The following is a 5,723-nucleotide window of genomic DNA, read 5'->3' on the forward strand; positions in this document are numbered from 1 at the left end:
ACATCTTAGAACTTTTCTTTATGGACATCTAATCATTACCGGCAAGCTTGTATTAAGCGGATTATAAGCGAGAACTGTAATTACTCACTCTTATCCAAATCAAACGCTGTATGCAATGTGCGCACAGCTAATTCCATGTACTTCTCATCAATCACGACTGAGATTTTAATTTCAGACGTAGAGATCATCTGAATATTAATGCCTTCCTGAGAGAGCGCGTCGAACATGGTGGTAGCAACACCTGCATGCGATCGCATACCAACACCAACGATAGAGACTTTCGCGATTGTGTCATCGCCAACGACCTGCTTAGCACCTAGATCAGCACAAACCTGCTCTAAAATTGCCAATGCTTTTTTGTAGTCATTACGGTGGACCGTAAAAGTAAAGTCCGTGCAGTTATCGACACCAACGTTTTGAACAATCATGTCGAGTTCAATATTCTGATCACTGACAGGCTTTAAAATCTTGCTAGCGATACCCGGAATATCAGGAACACCAACAAGCGTTAATTTCGCTTCATCACGATTAAAAGCAATACCAGAAACTAACGGCTGCTCCATACCACCCTCATTATCTATAGAAATTAAGGTACCCGGCCCTTCCTTAAAACTGGATAGAACGCGCAAAGGCACACTATATTTACCCGCAAACTCGACAGAACGAATCTGCAAAACTTTAGAACCGAGACTAGCCATCTCGATCATCTCTTCAAAAGTAATCTGCTCCAGACGTTGCGCTGACTCAACTACACGAGGGTCTGTTGTGTATACACCGTCGACATCCGTATAGATTTGACATTCATCAGCTTTGAGAGCAGCCGCCAAAGCAACAGCAGTTGTATCTGAGCCACCACGACCAAGCGTCGTGATATTGCCCTTTTCATCAACCCCTTGGAATCCAGCTACAACGATAACGCGCCCTTGCTCAATATCAGAGCGCATCTTATCTTCGTCGATATCCAGAATACGCGCCTTCGTATGCGTATCGTCGGTTGTAATTCGAACCTGCCCGCCTGTATATGATCTAGCAGGACAGCCCCTTTTGTTCAGTGCCATACTCAACAAGGCAATCGTTACCTGCTCACCCGTTGACACCAACACATCCATTTCTCTAGGCGTAGGCTCGTCGGTAATGTCGTTGGCAAGACCGATCAATCGATTTGTTTCTCCACTCATTGCAGAAACAACTACGACGATGTCATCTCCCTTATCGCGAAAGCCTTTAATTTTATCCGCAACAGCTTCGATACGCTCAACCGTACCAACAGATGTGCCGCCAAACTTCTGAACCAACAACGCCATTTCTTTATTCCTGTACCACTACCAACGCACTACGTATATGCAAAAAGCGCGGGATTATAACTTACTTTCAACCCAAACTTGAACCCTAGCTAAAGCTTCATCTAGCCTAGCCAAATTGGTGCCACCACCTTGCGCCATATCAGGACGACCGCCACCTTTACCATCAACGATCTGGGAAACTTCTTTCATCAATTCGCCAGCTGAAAATTTCTTTGAAATCGACTTAGTTACACCCGCAATCAAAACAATCTTATCGCCTTCCTTAGCAGCTAATAACACGACCGCTTCACCAAGCTCATTCTTCAATTTATCAACGGCATCCATTAACGCTTTACGATCCATGCCCTCAGCGTTTTGCGCCAAAACTTTAATACCCGACACATCTTTTGCATTACCAGCCAACTCACTACCCGCATCAGCAGCTAGTTTCGCCTTTAATTTTTCAAGCTCTTTTTCTGCAGATTTAAGCTTTTCAAACTGACCCAACGCTTTGTCTAGGACGACATCTTTATTACATTTCAAAGCCGCCGCTAACTCAGAAAGTTGCTCTAAGTTTTCACGAACATAACGTTCGGCCGCATCACCTGTGAGCGCTTCGATTCGACGTACACCAGAAGAAATGCCACCTTCAGAAACGATTACAAGTTGACCGATATCTCCTGTTCGTTGCACGTGTGTACCGCCACAAAGTTCAACAGAAAAAGAATTGCGTCCCATAGAAAGTACGCGCACTTCATCACCGTACTTTTCACCAAACAATGCCATTGCACCCATCTCGCGAGCCGAATCCATATTGGTCAACGTAGTTGTTACGGCTGTATTAGCGCGAATCTCGGAATTAACAATCGATTCCAATTCGCTAACTTGCTCTTTAGTCACCCCTTCATAATGCGCAAAGTCGAAACGCAAACGCTCACTATTTACCAATGACCCTTTCTGGACCACGTGTTCACCTAAAACCTTGCGCAAAGCAGCATGCAAAAGGTGTGTTGCAGAATGGTTCAAAGCAGTTGCTTCTCGCTCTGACTGGGCAACTTCACACTCTACAGAATCGTCTTTAGCAAAATTGCCGTTAGCTACAACACCAAGATGAACAAATTGATTGCCTTGCTTTTGAGTATCTTTTACTTCGAAAACCGAATCACCTGAGCGAATTACACCCGTATCTCCGGCCTGACCACCAGACTCAGCATAAAAAGGCGTTACATCAAGTACGATAGCCCCAGCTTGTCCTTGCGCTAAAGAAGCTTCCTGACCATCAATAAGCGTGGCGACGATATTACTTTGGCCTTCTAGGGACTCATAGCCAACAAAACTCGTTTCGCCTTCGATAGAGAAGGTATCATTATAATCAACGTCGAACTTGCTAGCGGATCGAGCTCTTTCGCGTTGCGCTTCCATGGCCACATCAAATCCATGGTAATCAAGCGTCAATCCGCGCTCTCTCGCAATATCGTTAGTTAAGTCAACGGGAAAACCGTAAGTATCATAAAGCGTAAATACTGTTTTTCCGGAAATAACCTTGCCTTCAAGCTGATCAATATCAGCTTCTAAAAGCCGCATACCTTTATCCAGTGTCTTAGCGAACTGCTGCTCTTCTTGAAGCAAAATTTTCTCGATTTGAACCTGCCCCGTCCTCAACTCTGGGTAGGCGTCTCCCATTATATGAACAAGACTAGAAACTAACTTGTAGAAAAATACCCCTTCCGCGCCAAGTTTATTACCGTGGCGAATAGCGCGGCGAATAATACGACGCAATGTATATCCACGACTTTCATTAGACGGCATCACACCGTCCGCAATCAAAAACGCGGCTGAGCGAATATGATCAGCAATAACACGCAAAGATTTTTCTTCAGTGGACACACCATTCAAAAGATTAGACGCATCAGATAACAAATCTTGGAATAGATCGATCTCGTAGTTGCTATGCACACTTTGCATAACGGCAGCGATACGCTCCAACCCCATCCCTGTATCAACTGAAGGTTTTGGTAATGGATTCATTTTCCCGTCGGCAGTGCGGTTAAACTGCATAAATACCAGATTCCAAACCTCAATGTAACGATCACCGTCATCATTTGGTCCACCAGGAGGATCACCTGCAACAGCTTCACCATGATCGTAAAAAATCTCGGTACAAGGTCCGCATGGCCCGGTATCACCCATCGACCAGAAGTTGTCTTTTTCTCCTAAACGAGAAAAGCGATCTTGATTGATACCAATATGATTAAACCAAATTTCTTCAGCCTCTTTATCGTCCTTATAGACCGTCACCCAAAGCTTTTCTTCTGGAATCCCAAGTTCCTTGGTCAGAAATGTCCAAGCAAACTCAATCGCCTCTGTTTTAAAGTAATCACCAAAACTAAAGTTCCCCAACATTTCAAAAAACGTATGATGGCGAGCCGTATAACCAACGTTTTCAAGATCGTTATGTTTACCACCTGCGCGAACGCATTTTTGAGATGTGGTCGCTCGGCTATAGGCACGTTTTTCAGTACCTAGAAACGTATCCTTAAATTGATTCATACCCGCATTAGTGAATAGCAAGGTCGGGTCATCGGCCGGAACGAGTGAACTACTTGCCACTCGCTGATGCTCGTTTCGAGCAAAGTAATCTAGAAATTTCTCGCGGATTTCTGCCGTCTTCATCTTTAAGGACTCACCAGGAAGTTTTAGTTATAGAATTCAATGAGCTGCATCAGCAGCAAAGCAGCGTACTGTAACATAATTTACATTGACCGGAACGCATTTAGGGGCGAACTCAAGCACTTTCCAATCTTTAGTTTGTAATATTTTCTAAACTTGGGATCTTATATGCGCTAGTATTCGCAACGATTAATGATTTGGAAAAAATATGCGCGAGTTTTACGAAAACGTAGAAGAAATGAACACTGCGGGCTTACCTCGACGGCTAGCTGCGATGTTTTATGATTTTCTCCTAAATATTGCTCTTTTAATGGTCACCACTGGTGTCTACATGATGATTTCCAAAAAAGTCATTGGAGCTGAAACGTACAAGGCAATGAATGAAAGCGGCAGTACAATTGGCGACCCAATTCTAACAGTAATATTGTTCGCCACATTGTTTTTATTCTACGGATATTTCTGGACCAAAACCGGACAAACACTTGGTATGCAAGTTTGGCATCTTCGTGTCCAGACTCACGATGCAAAACGCATCACATGGGTACAAGCACTCCGCAGATTTATCGGAGCATTTATATCGACATCTATATTCGGACTTGGCTATTTATGGCTCTTAATCGATAAAAACAATCGGACACTTCAGTGTTATATCTCAAACACTCAGATCGTAAGGATCCCCAAAAGAGCGAAAAAATAGTTACTTTACTTTTTTAATGCCAAGAACAATACAAACAAGACCAACAACAAAAGCGACAATTGCCTTTGTAGATGACGAACCCGTCAACGCCTGCCCCACTTGGCCAGATAGAGAAGAACTAACGTTATACCCCCATAGAACAACTGCAACACCAACCACAATCAAAACGATACCCACAATTTTTTGAGAGCCCATAAACTCACCTCGCTTTAAGTAGTGTGGCCATTTAAGTAAACATAATGCATTTTGTCTAATTTGTGATCAGCACTCAGTCGTGGACCGATAATAAGCACATCACAAATACTGTTATCGCATACAGAATTGATGGATAGACCACAAGCTCTTACCACACACATTAAAAAGCATACCCAAAACTGTGTTAGTGCTTTCACGGTTAAAACCAAACTTGCCCAAAACGTTCTTAGCTTGAACAGGGATTAATAATTAAAGTAACAGGTGCGGTTTGAGAGGATGATCTTGCGATTTATAAAAAGGACGAGATTCCACAGCAGTTTTGCATTAGAAGATTAAAGCCGGTCGCGACGGACCTTTGCTCACAGGCTTAGCTCGTTGTATGCTTACGGGGTATACTTAGAATTGCCTACAGCAGTCTTTGCCTTACTCCACATGGTACCCATGTAAATGCTCTGTCTATAAATTCCATACATAAAAAAAGGGCTATCCAACCAGATAGCCCTCTCTCATATTAGAAGCCTGACGATGACCTACTCTCACATGGGACCTCCCACACTACCATCGGCGATGAACCGTTTCACTTCTGAGTTCGGGATGGGATCAGGTGGTTCCAGTTCTCTATGGTCGTCAGGCAAAACTCTGGTTGAAGTAACTTACTGTCGTTACACCAACACTTAATTCTGCTGTTGTCTTTAACATTTGGAAGCAATAGTAGTCGCTTATGATTCATATCTTCATTATTCGTCGATTGTTCGATTGGTTGCCTATACACCCAGCCTTCTTTCGAAGACGCTTTGGCGTTATATAGTCAAGCCTCACGGGCAATTAGTACAGGTTAGCTCAACGCCTCACAACGCTTACACACCCTGCCTATCAAC

4 protein-coding genes and 1 rRNA gene are annotated in these 5,723 nt (G+C 43.6%); 1 reads left to right on the forward strand and 4 read right to left on the reverse strand.

The genetic code is table 11. The features are described 5' to 3' along the window. Positions 1-80 precede the first annotated feature (80 nt). Positions 81-1,304 (reverse strand): aspartate kinase, encoded by a 1,224-nt coding sequence (locus A3762_RS05420; RefSeq protein ID WP_068754437.1) that lies wholly within the window; start codon positions 1,302-1,304, stop codon positions 81-83. Positions 1,305-1,358: 54 nt separating this feature from the next. Further along, complete coding sequence (alaS, locus tag A3762_RS05425; protein ID WP_068754439.1) at positions 1,359-3,956, reverse strand: alanine--tRNA ligase; 2,598 nt, start codon at positions 3,954-3,956, stop codon at positions 1,359-1,361. A 205-nt stretch (positions 3,957-4,161) separates the two neighbouring features. Between alaS and A3762_RS05430 the strand changes: the two genes are divergently transcribed. Further along, positions 4,162-4,650, forward strand: coding sequence for an RDD family protein (locus tag A3762_RS05430; protein ID WP_068479348.1), 489 nt, complete (start codon positions 4,162-4,164; stop codon positions 4,648-4,650). Here A3762_RS05430 and A3762_RS05435 read toward each other — a convergent pair whose 3' ends face one another. Beyond that, the gene (locus A3762_RS05435; protein WP_068479346.1) at positions 4,651-4,845 is read right to left on the reverse strand and encodes a DUF3185 family protein; all 195 of its coding nucleotides are present in this window, start codon (positions 4,843-4,845) and stop codon (positions 4,651-4,653) included. A 517-nt stretch (positions 4,846-5,362) separates the two neighbouring features. After that, positions 5,363-5,477, reverse strand: a 5S ribosomal RNA gene (gene rrf, locus A3762_RS05440). Between the last annotated feature and the right edge of the window lie 246 nt (positions 5,478-5,723).

The sequence above is a fragment of the Oleiphilus sp. HI0125 genome (assembly GCF_001635355.1).